The sequence below is a fragment of the Cryobacterium sp. 10I5 genome, assembly GCF_035019865.1.
GTDB classification, from domain to species: domain Bacteria; phylum Actinomycetota; class Actinomycetes; order Actinomycetales; family Microbacteriaceae; genus Cryobacterium; species Cryobacterium breve_A.
Genome location: NZ_JASJVI010000243.1, coordinates 1 through 246 on the forward strand (window position 1 = coordinate 1; position 246 = coordinate 246).

The following is a 246-nucleotide window of genomic DNA, read 5'->3' on the forward strand; positions in this document are numbered from 1 at the left end:
GCCGCCGCGAAGCGGGCCGACGCGATCTATACCGCCCAGCGGGTGCTGGCCGATGTCGGCCGGGCCCGCGCGGAAGCCGCGGAGCGCGCCGGTGGGAGGCGCCCGCTGTGGTCGCCGGAGGAGGCCACGAAGGAGGAGTTCACCTGCGAGGTCGGGGCGCTGCTCCGGTTGCCGCGGCGCACGGCCGAGACCCTGATCGAGGCCAGCCGCACCCTCGCCGAAGACCTCCCCGCCACCCGGGAAGCC

1 protein-coding gene is annotated in these 246 nt (G+C 76.8%); it reads left to right on the top strand.

Annotated elements, in window-relative coordinates; translation table 11 throughout:
* Nucleotides 1–246: hypothetical protein (locus tag QN350_RS19865; RefSeq protein WP_323517249.1), on the top strand; the 246-nt coding region annotated here is incomplete at both ends.